We start from the raw sequence: 15,186 nt of genomic DNA on the forward strand, positions 1-15,186 counted from the left end.
ATAAAGTAAGTTCTTTAACTAATTCAGTATCAAAAGCAGAGCAAGAACGAAAAGCGCTTGTAGAAAGAGGAAATAAGACACGTTCTACTCTTGAAAAGAATTTAAAATCTGCTGGGGATGAGTTCCACACAGTAACGGTTTCTCATGAGATTAAATCAAATTCTGTTAGTGAAAGTGAGTCTAAAACTCCTCCACTTGATGAAAAAACTTTCGTAGGAAATGATGGTAAGACCAATTATGTTGCTGCGAACGAAGATGTGAATTTTAGTGGTGAAAGAACAGAAACAATTGTTGTAAAATCTAAGGATTATATCCATACCCCTCATGTAGTTGATTATAAGAAAGTTTCTGAATACGTTCGTAACTACTTAATCGAGTTGCGGAGAATAAATGGCATTGATATTCCAGTTCCACCTGTGACTGATAAGGCTTTGAGATATGGAAAAGCTAGGGCCGACGAAATGGTGGCAAATGACAAACTGTCACATGATACAAAACTTAAAAATCAAGATTTTGGTTTTAAGGATGCAACAGAAAATGCTACAGCTGGTTCAGTTCCAGAAAAAAGTGTATTGAGTGAAAAAGAACTTGCTTATAAAGAGCTTCTATCTTACTTTAATGATTATAGTAATGCATCATTATATGGCGCATCAACTCCGAAAGAAGCAAATACATTTAACTATGGTCATAGAATTCCCTTGCTTGCTGCATCAGGGACTGGATTTGCTCTTGGAGCATCGTCAAGTAAAAAAACAACTTTTGGAAATTATGGGGTAATGACTTTTATTAGTGAAGCAAAAGGTGTTTATGATACATTACCAACAGTGATTAGCCCATCTGAAAAAAGAAGCTATGTTTATAATGGTAAGACCTATTATTATAATCCAAGCAGTTCATATTTTTTAGCAAGAGCAGAAAATAAAGATGGTGATCCAGACCATAGTGAATTTTATTTTAACGGTAAACGTGTAAAATTCTTACCGAAGACAACTTTCCGTTATGTTTGGAATGAAATCACACATCCTAAAAATCCAGCTTATACAAAAGCTAAAGAGGCTCTGGATAGTTTCAATCGAAAACAAAAAAACGAAGAAACTTTAATGAGGGATAAAATTTCATCACTAAACAAAAATCTTACAATTGCTAAAACAACATTGAATACAGATCAAAAAAATCTGGATAAAACTAAAAAACGTCTTGCAGACTTAACAAAACAAAATCAGTCCAAGTTCAACGTTTTAAAATCTGCTAAATCTGAGTTGAGTAAACAACAAACAAAGTTAAATCTTGCTAAATCTGAACTTTCGAAGCAAGAATCTGAACTAAATCGATTGAAAGCAATCAACAATAATAAATCTCATGCTAGTAAGAATGAGGCACAGTCATTAGTCAGTGCTAAAAATGATTTGTTGAAGGCGAAACAACATGTCCTTGCTCTCAAAAATGCTCCAAGAAAACTCGAGGAAGCTAAAAAAAGTTTGATGATCGCTAAACAGAAGCTTGAGGAATCTAAAAAAGCACTTGAAAATGCAAATGCTAAACTAAAAAATGCAAAAGTTAAAAAGGAAAATGCTAAGAAAGAATACATCAAAGTATCTGAAGCATTAAAAGTAAGACTTGCTTCCAAAGGAAGTTGGATTCAATCATCTGGTCGTTGGTGGTATAGACATAACAATGGTTCCTATACATCTAATGGATGGGAACTAATCAATGGAAAATGGTATCATTTTGATCGCTCGGGTTGGATGCAGACTGGATGGGTTCAATCAGGTAGTTCGTGGTATTATCTCAGTGGTTCAGGGGATATGCAAACAGGATGGGTCAAATCAAGTGGCTCATGGTACTATTTGAATAGCTCAGGCTCTATGCAAACTGGATGGTTCACTGTTTCAGGGAAATGGTATTATGCTTACAGTTCTGGCGCGTTAGCAGTCAATACAACTACCCCTGATGGATATCATGTCAATTACAATGGGGAATGGATTAAATAGAGAGTTTTGTGCTTTTTAAAAAGATTAATACAAACTCCTATTTTATTCAGTATAGTATAACCATCAAATATAGAGAATTATAACTAATTGCAATACATTAAAAATATACAAATTTTGAAAACAATATTGCAACTGATACGAAATTTCCAATCAATTTTCTTGAAACCCTTTCCTTCTTTTGATAGACTAGTATCTAGTTTTCGAAAAAAGGAGAAATAAAATGAAAAAATTTGTCGCTGAATTAATCGGTACTTTCATGCTTGTGTTCATTGGGACAGGAGCTGTTGTTTTTGGAAATGGTCTTGATGGCCTAGGTCACCTTGGAATCGCCTTTGCCTTTGGTCTGGCAATCGTGGTTGCAGCTTACTCAATCGGAACTGTTTCAGGTGCTCACTTGAATCCAGCTGTTTCGATCGCTATGTTTGTGAACAAACGTTTGTCATCAAAAGACCTTGTCAACTACATCCTTGGACAAGTAGTTGGCGCTTTCCTTGCGTCAGCTGCAGTATTCTTCCTCTTGTCTAACTCAGGCATGTCAACTGCTAGCCTTGGTGAAAATGCCTTGGCAAACGGGGTCACTGTCTTTGGTGGTTTCTTGTTTGAAGTCATCGCAACTTTCTTGTTTGTCTTGGTTATCATGACCGTGACTTCAGAAAGCAAGGGAAATGGAGCGATTGCTGGTTTGGTAATCGGTTTGTCCTTGATGGCCATGATCCTTGTGGGCTTGAACATCACTGGCCTTTCAGTTAACCCAGCTCGTAGCTTGGCACCAGCTGTCTTGGTAGGTGGTGAAGCCCTTCAACAAGTATGGATTTTCATCCTTGCCCCAATCGTTGGTGGAGTTCTAGCAGCCCTTGTTGCTAAAAACTTCCTTGGAACAGAAGAATAATTGAAACTCAAAAAGCCTTGCTCCTCAACTTGAGGAACAGGGCTTTTTCATTGAGTATGAGTTTAACGGTTGTCAATTTTCTCTGGATAAAGGTCGTGTTGGAAGAGGCGTTGTTCTGCCAAGCCTTCATACTTAGTTCCAGGCTTACCGTAGTTGTAGTAGGGGTCGATTGAGATTCCACCGCGCGGAGTGAATTTCCCCCAGACCTCTAAATAGCGAGGTTTTAGCAAGTTGACCAAGTCTTTACCAATGGTGTTGATACAGTTTTCGTGAAAATCCCCATGATTTCGGTAACTAAAGAGGTAGAGTTTGAGGGATTTTGACTCGACACAGAGCTTGTCAGGAATGTAGGAAATATAAATGGTCGCAAAGTCTGGCTGAGCAGTGATTGGGCACAGGGAGGTAAATTCAGGGCAGTTGAATTTGATGAAATAGTCATTTTCCACATGACGGTTGTCAAAGGATTCGAGGATTTCTGGTTGATAGTCAAAAATATAGTTGGTTTCTTTGTTGCCAAGGAGGCTAAGGTTTTTCATTTCTTCTTGTTGTGACATGATTTTTTCTTTCTAATCTTAAACACCACGTTGGTTGTCGTAGAGGAGGGTATGCAGTTGAGGAAGGACGCGGACATTGCCCCAGCTATCGTCAGTAGCGACGCGTTCCCAGAGTTCTTTGAGGCGGTCCAGTTGGTCTTGGACAATATTGACTGTGGCCTTGGGCTCAGGATTTCCAGCCGATAAGAAGAGGACATCTGGTTGGTAGCGTTCTTGTATGCCTCTGGCAAAGGCCAAATCTGCATCGTCAAAGACAGGGATTTTAAAGGTGACCTTGTCTGGATCCAATTGGGAAACGATAAAGTCTAAGGTCTCGAAGTTGACCTCCATCTTGGATGAAGGAGGTTTGGGACTGAGAGTAACCTGGTCGATATCTTTTAACCAATTTTGCCAGCGGGAGCCTTGAGTCTCAACTGCCAGAGTGACACCACGTTTCTTGAGCTTGGTGACTAGCTCAGCCATGTTGGCTGCTAGGATAGCGGGATTTCCGCCAGAAAGGGTTACATAGTCGTAGCTACCTAGTTTATCCAAGGCAGCAATGACCTCGTCAGCCGTCATACGAGTTGGTTTTTCAGAACCATCCCAAGTAAAGGCAGAGTCGCACCAGTCGCAGTGGTAGTCACAACCGGCAGTGCGGACAAACATGGTTTTCTGCCCGATAGCACGGCCTTCACCTTGAAAGGTTGGGCCAAAGATTTCCAGAACTGGTAGTTTGAGGACACGTTCCCTAGTCATCTAACCACTCCCGTCTAAACTCTGCAAAGGAAGTCGGAGTTTCATAGAGGCGAACGTATTCCAAACGGAGACCGCGTTCGTCTGGCAACTCTTGACTCATGGTTTGGAAAATCCAGTAAACCATATTTTCAGCAGTCGTGTTCATATAGGGAAGGGTTTCATTGAGATAGCGATGATCCAAGTGGGGTTCTAAGTAGTTCTTGTAGATCGCTTTGATGTCTCCGAAATCGTAGGTCATGCCACGTTCATCTAAAAATCCACTGACAGCAATCTGCAGATGATAGGTGTGACCGTGCAGGGATTTGCATTTTCCCTCATAGTGAAAGAGGTGGTGGGCAGCATCGAAGGTAAACTCTTTTGATACTAAGGTTCTGTGAGGATTGTAGACAAGAGACTCCCCAGTTTCCTGTTTGATTTCTTTGGGTGCAAAAAACATTAGGCCTCTCCTTTCTGTGAGAGATAAACATCTAGACCATGTTGTCGTAGGTGGCAGGCTGGGCAATCTCCACAGCCACTTCCGATAATCCCGTTGTAGCAGGTTAAGGTCTTTTCACGAACATAGTCAAAGGCACCGAGTTGGTCAGCTAACTCCCAAGTTTCAGCCTTGTCCAGCCACATGAGAGGCGTTTGGATAACAAAGTCGTAATCCATGGCAAGGTTGAGGGTGACATTAAGAGATTTGACAAAGACATCCCGACAATCGGGGTAGCCAGAGAAGTCGGTCTCACAGACACCTGTCACGATGTCTTTAATGCCACGTTGCTTAGCAAGAACAGCCGCAAAGGACAGAAAGAGGTGGTTGCGACCATCAACAAAGGTATTGGGAACCTCTCCCTCTTTTTGCTCAATTTCTAAATCTGATGTCAAGGCATTTTCAGTGATTTGTCCCAGCAGAGACATATCGAGGATGTGATGACGAATGCCTTGTTCCTTAGCGATTTCTTGGGCAACTTGAATTTCGAGATGATGACGTTGGCCGTAGGCAAAGGTGACAGCTTCGACTGTTTCATAGTGTTCTTTGGCCCAGAAGAGGCAGGTTGTGGAATCTTGACCGCCACTAAAGACGACCAAGGCTGATTGACGTTTCATAGTACTCCTTCCAAAATGGGAAATGTTCAGAGCACGCAAAAAGCTCCCATGAGGGAGCTAAAAAATACCAAGTAGAGGTTTTTTTTAGCGATGGCATGTCCCAAACATCGTAATATTCTACCTACAGTCTAGCATATTTTTTGAAAAATGGCAAAGGGCAAGAAAAAAGAGACCAAATAAAGTACTTGGTCTCTCGTTTGATTAGCTCAATTCAGCAACGATGGCCTTGATTTGTTCTGCTGTGTGAACACCAGCAACTTGTTTCACCACTTGGCCGTCTTTTTTGAAGAGAAGAGTTGGGATAGACATGATTCCAAAGGCACGAGCTGTGTTTGGATTTTCATCAACGTCCATTTTAACGATTTTCAAGACATCTTCTGAAAGTTCTTCAGACAATTTATCCAAGATTGGACCTTGCATGCGACATGGACCACACCAAGTTGCCCAGAAGTCTACCAAGACCAAACCGTCTTTTGTTTCTTGTTCGAATGTTGCATCTGTAATTGCTTTTGCCATTGTATTTCTCCTTTTTTAGTTATATTGGCTTAAATCTTGTTTCATGAGATAGAAGAAGACATCTCCGTAAGTCCCATGGTAGTCCAAATCATGACCGTTGTAGGTTAATTTTTGGACAGGGTAGTAGTCTGCGACGCCGATAAGGCAAGCTTGTTGTGAACGATCAAAATCTTCATAAGACTCGAAAGTCACAGTTCTTTCGTTCTTGCTGGCATCTAGATAGGTAATTTCAATCATTTAAAAAACTCCTTTGTTTAATGATGACTTTATTTTACTCCTTGTAAAAGAGAATGTCAAGAAAAATGATTGCGCACGCAACTTTTTTCTAAAATCATCTTAAAGCAAGAAATCCAAACCAGTTTCCAAGCTTTCTTCGACAGCCTTTTGTAGCGAGGCCAGTGTCTTTTGCCCATCATTTGTCAGGCAGATAAAGCTAGAGCGCCTATCTTGATCACAACACCTGCGACTGAGTAGACCGCAATTTTTGGCTTCCAAGCGAGCCACCATCCGAGAAACAGCGCTCGGACTCAGATGAAGTTTATCTGGCAGGTCAATCTGGCGTAGAGATTTTTCTTGAGCCAAGTCCAGATAGTAGAGCAGGTAAAACTCTTTCAAGGTCAGACTTTGCTCGCTCTGCTGGGCAATAGTCTCTTCCAAGAGACTTTCAATTTCTTTCTGACGACGATTGAAGTCAAACCATTTTTCCAAATAGGTCATAGTATCTCCTTTCTTTTTAGAGTTATAAAATAGAAGAATGTCCATTCACGGACAGTTTCTGCATCACAAGATGATTGCGCATGCAATAATTATACTACTTTTCAAGAATGCTGGCAAGAAGGACGCTGGCATCTCTTATCCTAAATCATACCTGTTTTCACAAGTCAAGAATTGTCTGTATCCACTTTCATCTCTAATTTTCATCATCTCTTGTGCATTTCCTTGAAATTTTCTGAAAAAAGAGTAAACTGGTATGCAAGAAGTCTATTTCGTGGAGTTTAGGATGAAATTATATGTTCAATTAATGATTCTCTTTGTGATTTCTCTAATCGGAGAGGGGATCTCTAGTTTCTTTCATTTGCCCATCCCAGGCAGTATTATCGGTTTGATTATTCTTTTTCTAGCCCTACAATTCAAGTGGTTGAGAACCAGGCATGTCAACATGGTGGGGAATTTCTTGCTGGCCAATATGACCATTCTCTTTTTGCCGCCAGCAGTGGGAATCATGGAGAAGTTTGATGTGATTGCTCCCTATCTTTTGCCCATTGTTTTGATTGTCTTTTTTGCAGCAGTCATCAATATTATCCTCATAGCCTTGGTAGTTCAGTTCATCAAGAGACGGTTTGAGGGAGATTATGAGAAAGGAGATGCCAAATGAGTGAATTTGTTTCCAATCCCCTGTTTGGGCTTGCCCTGTCTATCCTAGCTTATCTAGTGGGAATGCTGATTTACAGACGTTTTCCCCATCCATTGACAACGCCCTTGCTTTTGTCAGCTGTTTTCATTATTATCTTTCTAAAGGTGACGGGTATTTCTTACCAAGATTACTACCAAGGTGGGGTTTATTTGAACAACTTGATTGTTCCATCGACCGTGGCTCTAGGGATTCCGCTTTATAAGAGTTTTCACTTGATGAAGCACCATGCACGGAGTATTCTCTTTGGTAGTCTGTTAGCAGTAGTTGTCAATACCTCTTTCACAGCCCTTGTAGCTAAGATTTTTGGAATGGACTTTTTCCTAGCCATTTCTCTCTTTCCTAAGTCAGTAACAACCGCCATGGCAGTGGGAATCACAGAAAAATTGCAAGGTTTGACGACTGTGACCTTGGTCGTTGTAGTCGCAACTGGTATTTTAACCAGTGTGATCGGACCAACCCTTTTGAAGTGGTTGAAAATAGATGATCCAGTAGCTGTTGGTCTTTCCCTTGGAGGGACAGGCCACGCAGTTGGAACGGGAACAGCCTTCCGATACGGCTCTGTAGCAGGAGCCATGGGTGGTTTGGCTATCGGTGTCACCGGTATTCTCTATGTCTTTGTCAGCCCTATTGTAGCCAGTTTGATATTGAGTTAAATCAAAACCCAGCTGTTTAGCTGGGCCTTTTTTATTGCAAATTAACCTTGTTTTTCAAGATGTGATAAGTTCCTAGATAGTAGATGGCTATAAGAATAACTTCTTCCAGAATAGTCATGATAATACCCATCTGGAACTGATCAGCTCCTCCTGTGGTTGATGGGAAGTAGAAACCAGGGTTAGAACGATAGAAGAGTTCAATAAAGCCAACGACGATTTGGATACCAATGTAGGCTACAATTGACAGTGCGGTACGGTATTCATTGAAAAGTTGTCCAATGGAAATAGCCAAGTAGATGCAGAGGATTCCAGAAATGGTATTTAGTAGGAAGGATACTCCCATAAGAGAGAGTTGAGGAAGGTGTGTTTCTATAAATGGAATCAAGTCAGAAGTTGCAAACCAATCTGGAGCCGTAAGGGTCAGAACAATGAAAGCACTGATTGCTAGTACAGTAGTGCTGACAATAGACCAGATAAAGGCACCGACTAGTTTGGCTGTGATGATATGGTGTTCAGAAACTGGCAAGGTTAAAGTCAGATAGCCTTGTCGGTCATAGACACTTCCTTTGAATCGTTTAATAATCAAGAAGATAGTTGAAATCACAAGTGTAACCATCAAACCCCCAAAGACAGTAGATAGAAAAACAAGTAGAACAGATAGATTTTTTTCAGGTAATTTTATTAAGGATTGTGTCTGAATTCCAATAAGAACAGAGAGGAAGAGAACAGCAGCGTAGAGGGCTAAATACCACTTGTTAACATTTTTAAATTCGTAGCGAACTAAATTCCAAAACATAATAATCTCCTTTGCTTAGGCCTTAAATTCCTGACGGAAGAGTTGGTCAATGGATTCACCTGACTCATAGCGAATATCATCTACATTTCCTTGACGGACGACTTTTCCGTCTTTGAGGAAGACAATTTCATCCAAGATTGGCTCGATATCAGAAATCAAGTGGGTAGAAATCAAAACAGTAGAAGTTGGGGAGTAGTTGTTGATAATAGTATTGAGGATATACTCACGGGCTGCTGGATCCACTCCACCAATGGGTTCGTCCAGAACATAGAGACGAGCATCACGGCTCATAACCAAAATCAGTTGTACCTTTTCCTTGTTTCCTTTTGATAGTTTCTTGAGACGACTATTTTCATCAATTCCTAGGTCTGCAAGTAAATGATGGGCGCGTTCAAGATTGAAATCCTTATAGAAGGTCTTGAAGTAGGTTAGGGCTTCTTTGACCTTCATTTGTTCATTGAGATAGGTCGTATCAGGTAAATAAGCCACAATGGCCTTGGTTGCTGGGCTTGGGTCCATATCGTTGATGAGGACACGTCCTTGATCTGGTTGTAAGAGGCCATTGATTAGTTTAATCAGGGTTGTTTTCCCTGAGCCGTTTGGTCCAAGGAGACCAACAATTTTCCCAGCTGGGATGTCAAGGGAAACATTTTCAAGGGCTGGGGTTGCTCCATAAGATTTGGATACATTTTCAAATGCTAGTAATGACATAGGCTTAAACTCCTTTAATATAATCACTGACTACGCCTGGTAGTTCTTCTTTTTCATAGCCAAAATGGGTCATGGAGGAAACGAAGTGTTCCAATTCTTCTTCTGATAATTGTTTGCGCGATTGGGCGATTAGCTCCTTATCCTCAGTCACAAATCGTCCAGTTGTTCGCTTACTGTAGACAAACCCTTCTCGTTCGAGGTCTGACAAGGCTCTTTGGATGGTGTTGGGATTGACACCTGCCTCGCTAGCTAACTCTCTCACGGTTGGAAGTTGTTGATTGGGTTCCAGTGTATGGGAAACAATCTGAAGCTTGATTTTCTCCATAATCTGTAAATAGATGGGTTTTTTGTTGTCAAATGTCCAGGACATCTTGGTCTCCTTTCTTTTATCCTTTTGTCTTAATCAAATAATACAACAAAACAAAAAACTTGTCAAGCAAAAAGAAGAATTGTTTTGGGAATCGTTTAAAAAATGGTATAATGAAAAGAAAACGATAAGGAGGGAAAGGATGCGTTGTCCAAAATGTGGGGCTACCAAGTCAAGTGTTATCGATAGTCGCCAAGCTGAAGAAGGGAACACCATTCGTAGAAGACGTGAGTGCGATGAATGCCAGCACCGTTTTACAACCTACGAACGGGTAGAAGAAAGAACCTTAGTGGTTGTTAAAAAAGATGGCACGCGGGAACAATTCTCCAGAGATAAAATCTTTAATGGGATTATCCGCTCAGCCCAGAAACGTCCTGTGTCAAGTGATGAAATCAACATGGTAGTCAATCGTATCGAACAGAAACTCCGTGGTCGAAATGAAAATGAAATTCAAAGTGAGGACATTGGTTCACTCGTCATGGAGGAGTTGGCTGAATTGGATGAGATTACCTATGTGCGTTTTGCCAGTGTCTATCGTAGTTTTAAGGATGTCAGTGAGCTAGAGAGCCTGCTCCAACAAATCACCCAGTCCTCTAAAAAGAAAAAGGAAAGATAAATGAAGCCAATTGACCGTTTTTCTTATCTAAAGAATAATCGGGTGTCACAAGATACCTCATCTCTGGTACAGTGCTACCTCCCGATTATCGGTCAGGAGGCACTGAGCCTTTATCTTTATACAATCAGTTTTTGGGATAATGGTAGAAAGGAATACCTCTTTTCAAGTATTCTCAACCATCTCAACTTTGGGATGGATAGACTGCTAAAATCCTTGAAAATCCTATCTGCTTTCAATCTCTTGACCCTCTATCAAAATGGGGATACCTATCAGATAGTTATCCATGCTCCTCTTTCAAGTCAAGATTTCTTGGAGCATCCTGTTTATCGCAGACTTTTGGAGAAAAAGATTGGCGACTCGGCTGTGGAGGATTTGAAAGTTGAGAGTGCTGAGGGAGAAGAAATACCTGTCTCACTCAATCAAGTCTTTCCAGACTTGGCAGAATTGGGAAGTCAAGAAGACCTTGGCCTCAAGAAGAAAGTGGCCAACGATTTTGACTTAGACCATTTTCGTCAGCTTATGGCTCGAGATGGGCTTCGCTTTGCGGATGAGCAGTCCGACGTCTTGAACCTCTTTGCCATTGCCGAGGAGAAGAAATGGACTTGGTTTGAGACCTATCAATTGGCTAAGTCAACAGTTGTTTCCCAGGTTATTTCAACCAAACGCATGCGGGAAAAAATCGCTCAAAAACCTGTTTCCTCTGACTTTAGTCCTAAGGAAGCAACCATTATCAAGGAAGCCAAAAGTAAAACTGCCCTGCAGTTCTTGGCAGAAATCAAGCAAACACGCAAGGGAACCATTACCCAAACAGAAAGAGAACTCTTGCAACAAATGGCTGGCTTGGGCTTGCTGGACGAAGTCATTAATATCATTCTCTTGTTGACTTTTAATAAGGTAGATTCTGCAAACATCAATGAGAAATATGCCATGAAGGTAGCCAATGACTATGCCTATCAAAAGATTCATTCGGCAGAAGAGGCAGTCTTGCGGATCCGTGAGCGTGGGCAAAAGAATCAGGCTCAAAAAAGCAGTAAACCCAGTCCTACCAAGTCCAATGTACCCAAGTGGAGCAATCCAGATTATAAGAATGAAACCAGCGAGGAAACTCGTTTGGAACTAGAACGTAAGAAACAAGAACTATTAGCTCGATTAGAAAAAGGAGGAGATTAGATGGAAAGTGTCGGAGACGTACTCAAACGTCAACCTAGCCGTTTTCATTATCAAGATTTGGTCCAGAAAATCATGAAGGACCCTGATGTTGCGGCCTTTATCCAGCAAAAATCCCTTACTCCAGAGGAATTAAATCGCAGTATCTCCAAGTTTAATCAGTACATCACCGAGCGTGACAAGTTTCTCCGTGGTGATACGGATTATATTGCCAAAGGCTACAAGCCGATTTTGGTTATGAATCATGGTTATGCGGACGTTTCTTATGAAGAAACTCCTGAACTAATTGCAGCGGAAAAAGAAGCGGCTATTAAGAACCGTCTCAAGTTAATAAATCTGCCAGCTAGTCTCAGGAAAGCTAGTTTAGCTCAAGTTGACTTGGATGATTTGGGTCGCTTGCCAGTTTTTGAAAAGCTATTAGCCTTCGTGGAGCAATATCCAACTATTCGAAAAGGTCTTTACTTATATGGAGACTTTGGTGTGGGTAAAAGTTTCATGGTGGCTGCCTTAGCCCATGATTTGTCAGAAAAACGTGGAGTTTCATCAACCCTTCTTCACTATCCTAGCTTTGTCATTGATGTCAAAAATGCAATCGGTGATGGCAATGTGAAGACCTTGGTGGATGAGCTTAAGCTTTCTGAAGTCCTGATTTTAGATGACATTGGTGCCGAGCAGTCAACAGCTTGGGTGCGTGACGAAATCCTGCAGGTCATTCTCCAATATCGGATGCAGGAAAATTTACCGACCTTTTTCACCTCCAACTTCAACTTTGAAGAATTGGAGCTGCATTTCGCTAAAGGGAAACATGGAAATGACGAAACCTGGGAAGCTAGACGGGTCATGGAACGCATCCGTTATTTGGCTGAGGAGACTCGTTTAGAAGGAGTAAACCGTCGATGACAGAAACGATTAAACTGATGAAAGCTCATAAGTCTGTTCGAAGATTTAAGGAGCAAGCCCTTCCTCAGGAAGACTTGACCGAAATCCTGACAGCAGCCCAGATGGCCTCGTCTTGGAAGAATTTCCAATCCTACTCTGTGATTGTAGTACGAAGTCAAGAAAAGAAAGATGCCTTGTATGAATTGGTACCTCAAGAAGCCATTCGCCAGTCTGCTGTTTTCCTTCTCTTTGTCGGAGATTTGAACCGAGCGGAAAAGGGAGCCCAGCTTCATACTGACAACTTCCAACCTCAAGGTGTAGAAGGTCTCTTGATTAGTTCAGTCGATGCGGCTCTTGCTGGTCAAAATGCCCTGCTGGCAGCTGAAAGCTTGGGCTATGGTGGTGTTATTATTGGCTTGGTGCGTTACAAGTCAGAAGAGGTGGCAGAGCTTTTTAACCTGCCTGACTATACCTATCCTGTCTTTGGGATGGCACTGGGTCTTCCAAATGAAGAACATGAAGTCAAACCTCGCTTGCCATTGAATCAAGTGGTATTTGAGGAAGAATATCAGGAACAAACAGTTGATGTGATTGAGGCTTATGACCGGGTACAGGCGGACTATGCTGGAGTGCGTGCGACCACAAGCTGGAGTCAGCGCCTAGCAGAACAGTTTGGTCAAGCAGAACCAAGCTCAACTAGAAAAAATCTTGAACAGAAGAAGCTATTGTAGAAAGTGAGAAATTATGGCCCTACCAACTATTGCCATTGTAGGACGTCCCAATGTTGGGAAATCAACCCTATTTAATCGGATCGCTGGTGAGCGAATCTCCATTGTAGAAGATGTCGAAGGAGTGACACGTGACCGTATCTATGCGACGGGTGAGTGGCTCAATCGTTCCTTTAGCATGATTGATACAGGAGGAATCGATGATGTCGATGCTCCTTTCATGGAACAAATCAAGCACCAGGCAGAAATTGCCATGGAAGAAGCCGATGTTATCGTCTTTGTCGTGTCTGGTAAGGAAGGAATTACCGATGCAGACGAATACGTAGCCCGTAAGCTTTATAAGACCCATAAACCAGTTATCCTTGCGGTTAACAAGGTGGACAACCCTGAAATGAGAAATGATATCTATGATTTCTATGCTCTCGGTTTGGGTGAACCGCTGCCTATCTCATCTGTCCATGGTATCGGTACAGGGGATGTGTTAGATGCTATTGTAGAAAATCTTCCAAATGAATATGAAGAAGAAAACCCAGATGTCATTAAGTTTAGCTTGATTGGTCGTCCCAATGTTGGAAAATCAAGCTTAATCAATGCTATTTTGGGAGAAGACCGTGTCATTGCTAGTCCTGTTGCTGGAACAACGCGTGACGCCATTGATACCCACTTTACAGATACAGATGGTCAAGAGTTTACCATGATTGATACGGCTGGTATGCGTAAGTCTGGTAAGGTTTATGAAAATACTGAGAAATATTCTGTCATGCGTGCCATGCGTGCTATTGACCGTTCAGATGTGGTCTTAATGGTCATCAATGCGGAAGAAGGCATTCGTGAATACGATAAGCGTATCGCAGGATTTGCCCATGAAGCTGGTAAAGGGATGATTATCGTGGTCAACAAGTGGGATACACTTGAAAAAGACAACCACACCATGAAAAACTGGGAAGAAGATATTCGTGAGCAGTTCCAATACCTGCCTTACGCACCGATTATCTTTGTATCAGCCTTGACTAAGCAACGTCTCCACAAACTTCCTGAGATGATCAAGCAAATCAGTGAAAGTCAAAATACACGTATTCCATCAGCTGTCTTGAACGATGTGATTATGGATGCCATTGCCATCAACCCAACACCGACAGACAAAGGGAAACGTCTTAAGATTTTCTATGCGACCCAAGTGGCAACCAAACCACCAACCTTTGTCATCTTTGTCAACGAAGAAGAACTCATGCACTTTTCTTACCTGCGTTTCTTGGAAAATCAAATCCGCAAGGCCTTTGTCTTTGAAGGAACACCAATCCATCTCATCGCAAGAAAACGTAAATAAAAAAGTAGAATCTGGAATGACATTTCCAGATTTTTTGATAGAATGAAGTTGGAGAAAGCGCTATCAAAAAGAGGTGTCGATGATGGAACATTTGTTTAAATTCTTACTTTTAGCACCTTACTTTTATTTTGATAACTGGATTGAAAAGGCCAACAGAAATAGTAAATTTTTCCCGATTTTTTACTATTTTTACTGGGTTTACATCCCCCTCTATTCTCTTTTTAGCCTTGCTTGGACAGTTGTTTCAGTTCTGTTTTTCAATATCGTCTTGAGAAATGTGACAGATATCAAGTTTTGGGGCATTTGGTTTCTTTTTATTCTGCTAGCTATTGGTCTGAATTGGTTAACTTATTCCTGTTTCAAAAAAATGTTTCGCCTGAGACGGGAATTAGGGAAGTCTAAAGGTGGAAGGCATTGATTTATATGGTTTTTTAATAGGAGGTAGCTTATGGTACGTCTAAAATCATTTATTACACGCTATTTCAAGGTCTATATTGGTTTGGTTCTGCTGATCTGGCTTGCTTTCTTTCTTCTTTATTCCTTAGGGTAGTCCGGTTCTGGGGATAACGATTGACATCTTCATTATGCAGAAAGTCTTGCTAGTTTTTGGAATTCTGTCCATTTTGATGGCCTTGCTGTCCAAGAAAGTCAGTCTCTTTGTTTTTGGACTTATCTGTTGTCTTTCTCTTTGGATTAATCTATTTATCCTATTTGCTCTTTTGCCGATTTTTGGAAATTAAACACTTAAAAAATA

The 15,186-nt window shown here is 41.3% G+C and carries 19 protein-coding genes and 2 pseudogenes; 11 read left to right on the plus strand and 10 right to left on the minus strand.

Annotated features, from left to right (window positions below; genetic code table 11):
* Nucleotides 1–1,628: 1,628 nt before the first annotated feature.
* Together JJN14_RS02670 and JJN14_RS02675 are read left to right on the plus strand one after the other, a co-directional pair.
* Nucleotides 1,629–1,991 (plus strand): annotated as a pseudogene (locus JJN14_RS02670) (choline-binding protein C); the annotation flags it as partial.
* A 220-nt stretch (nt 1,992–2,211) separates the two neighbouring features.
* A complete protein-coding gene (locus tag JJN14_RS02675) occupies nt 2,212–2,880 on the plus strand; it encodes an MIP/aquaporin family protein (protein ID WP_201058831.1) in 669 nt (222 codons plus the stop codon).
* Nucleotides 2,881–2,942: 62 nt separating this feature from the next.
* On the opposite strand, the gene queF is transcribed toward JJN14_RS02675, so the two are convergent.
* The 7 genes from queF to JJN14_RS02710 form a co-directional block, all read right to left on the minus strand.
* On the minus strand, nt 2,943–3,434 hold the full coding sequence (gene queF / locus JJN14_RS02680; RefSeq protein WP_201058832.1) for a preQ(1) synthase: 492 nt from the start codon (nt 3,432–3,434) through the stop codon (nt 2,943–2,945).
* 18 nt (nt 3,435–3,452) lie between these two features.
* Nucleotides 3,453–4,169 (minus strand): 7-carboxy-7-deazaguanine synthase QueE, encoded by a 717-nt coding sequence (queE, locus tag JJN14_RS02685; protein ID WP_201058833.1) that lies wholly within the window; start codon nt 4,167–4,169, stop codon nt 3,453–3,455.
* Nucleotides 4,162–4,605: a 6-carboxytetrahydropterin synthase QueD gene (gene queD, locus JJN14_RS02690; protein ID WP_000464576.1), complete on the minus strand. Its 444-nt coding sequence runs from the start codon at nt 4,603–4,605 to the stop codon at nt 4,162–4,164. The genes queE and queD overlap by 8 nt, the downstream gene beginning before the upstream one ends.
* Nucleotides 4,605–5,258 (minus strand): 7-cyano-7-deazaguanine synthase QueC, encoded by a 654-nt coding sequence (queC, locus tag JJN14_RS02695; RefSeq protein WP_050241900.1) that lies wholly within the window; start codon nt 5,256–5,258, stop codon nt 4,605–4,607. Before queC ends, queD begins: the two co-directional genes overlap by 1 nt.
* Before the next feature lie 201 nt (nt 5,259–5,459).
* Nucleotides 5,460–5,774 (minus strand): thioredoxin, encoded by a 315-nt coding sequence (gene trxA / locus JJN14_RS02700; protein WP_001029581.1) that lies wholly within the window; start codon nt 5,772–5,774, stop codon nt 5,460–5,462.
* Nucleotides 5,775–5,789: 15 nt separating this feature from the next.
* On the minus strand, nt 5,790–6,011 hold the full coding sequence (locus JJN14_RS02705; RefSeq protein ID WP_000570256.1) for a DUF4649 family protein: 222 nt from the start codon (nt 6,009–6,011) through the stop codon (nt 5,790–5,792).
* Between the two features lie 99 nt (nt 6,012–6,110).
* Nucleotides 6,111–6,491 carry a MarR family winged helix-turn-helix transcriptional regulator gene (locus JJN14_RS02710; protein WP_201058834.1) on the minus strand — a complete coding sequence of 127 codons (381 nt, stop codon included), beginning with the start codon at nt 6,489–6,491 and terminating at the stop codon, nt 6,111–6,113.
* 283 nt (nt 6,492–6,774) lie between these two features.
* Here JJN14_RS02710 and JJN14_RS02715 point away from each other — a divergent pair, with 283 nt between their 5' ends.
* Together JJN14_RS02715 and JJN14_RS02720 are read left to right on the plus strand one after the other, a co-directional pair.
* A complete protein-coding gene (locus JJN14_RS02715) occupies nt 6,775–7,149 on the plus strand; it encodes a CidA/LrgA family protein (RefSeq protein ID WP_000781325.1) in 375 nt (124 codons plus the stop codon).
* Nucleotides 7,146–7,841, plus strand: a complete 696-nt coding sequence (locus JJN14_RS02720; RefSeq protein WP_001288952.1) for an LrgB family protein — start codon at nt 7,146–7,148, stop codon at nt 7,839–7,841. Before JJN14_RS02715 ends, JJN14_RS02720 begins: the two co-directional genes overlap by 4 nt.
* 31 nt (nt 7,842–7,872) lie before the next feature.
* Here JJN14_RS02720 and JJN14_RS02725 read toward each other — a convergent pair whose 3' ends face one another.
* From JJN14_RS02725 to JJN14_RS02735, 3 genes are read right to left on the minus strand one after another with little or no spacing between them, the layout of a single operon-like run.
* Complete coding sequence (locus JJN14_RS02725; RefSeq protein WP_201058835.1) at nt 7,873–8,637, minus strand: hypothetical protein; 765 nt, start codon at nt 8,635–8,637, stop codon at nt 7,873–7,875.
* Nucleotides 8,638–8,652: 15 nt separating this feature from the next.
* Entirely contained in the window at nt 8,653–9,348 is a 696-nt protein-coding gene (locus JJN14_RS02730) for an ABC transporter ATP-binding protein (RefSeq protein ID WP_000054197.1), read from the minus strand.
* Between the two features lie 4 nt (nt 9,349–9,352).
* Entirely contained in the window at nt 9,353–9,718 is a 366-nt protein-coding gene (locus JJN14_RS02735; RefSeq protein ID WP_000119150.1) for a GntR family transcriptional regulator, read from the minus strand.
* A gap of 139 nt (nt 9,719–9,857) precedes the next feature.
* Here JJN14_RS02735 and nrdR point away from each other — a divergent pair, with 139 nt between their 5' ends.
* The 7 genes and pseudogenes from nrdR to JJN14_RS10060 all read left to right on the plus strand — a co-directional run bounded on the left by nrdR (nt 9,858) and on the right by JJN14_RS10060 (nt 15,172).
* Nucleotides 9,858–10,331 carry a transcriptional regulator NrdR gene (gene nrdR / locus JJN14_RS02740; protein ID WP_001203672.1) on the plus strand — a complete coding sequence of 158 codons (474 nt, stop codon included), beginning with the start codon at nt 9,858–9,860 and terminating at the stop codon, nt 10,329–10,331.
* Nucleotides 10,332–11,501: a replication initiation and membrane attachment family protein gene (locus JJN14_RS02745; protein WP_201058836.1), complete on the plus strand. Its 1,170-nt coding sequence runs from the start codon at nt 10,332–10,334 to the stop codon at nt 11,499–11,501. It begins immediately after the preceding gene.
* Entirely contained in the window at nt 11,502–12,398 is an 897-nt protein-coding gene (dnaI, locus tag JJN14_RS02750; protein WP_201058837.1) for a primosomal protein DnaI, read from the plus strand.
* Entirely contained in the window at nt 12,395–13,108 is a 714-nt protein-coding gene (locus JJN14_RS02755) for an NADPH-dependent oxidoreductase (protein ID WP_201058838.1), read from the plus strand. Before dnaI ends, JJN14_RS02755 begins: the two co-directional genes overlap by 4 nt.
* A gap of 13 nt (nt 13,109–13,121) precedes the next feature.
* The gene (der, locus tag JJN14_RS02760; protein WP_001207696.1) at nt 13,122–14,432 is read left to right on the plus strand and encodes a ribosome biogenesis GTPase Der; all 1,311 of its coding nucleotides are present in this window, start codon (nt 13,122–13,124) and stop codon (nt 14,430–14,432) included.
* 82 nt (nt 14,433–14,514) lie between these two features.
* On the plus strand, nt 14,515–14,850 hold the full coding sequence (locus tag JJN14_RS02765; RefSeq protein WP_201059127.1) for a hypothetical protein: 336 nt from the start codon (nt 14,515–14,517) through the stop codon (nt 14,848–14,850).
* 30 nt (nt 14,851–14,880) lie between these two features.
* A pseudogene (locus JJN14_RS10060) lies at nt 14,881–15,172 on the plus strand (hypothetical protein).
* Nucleotides 15,173–15,186: the final 14 nt, after the last annotated feature.

Source organism: Streptococcus mitis (assembly GCF_016658865.1).
Lineage (GTDB): Bacteria > Bacillota > Bacilli > Lactobacillales > Streptococcaceae > Streptococcus > Streptococcus mitis_BT.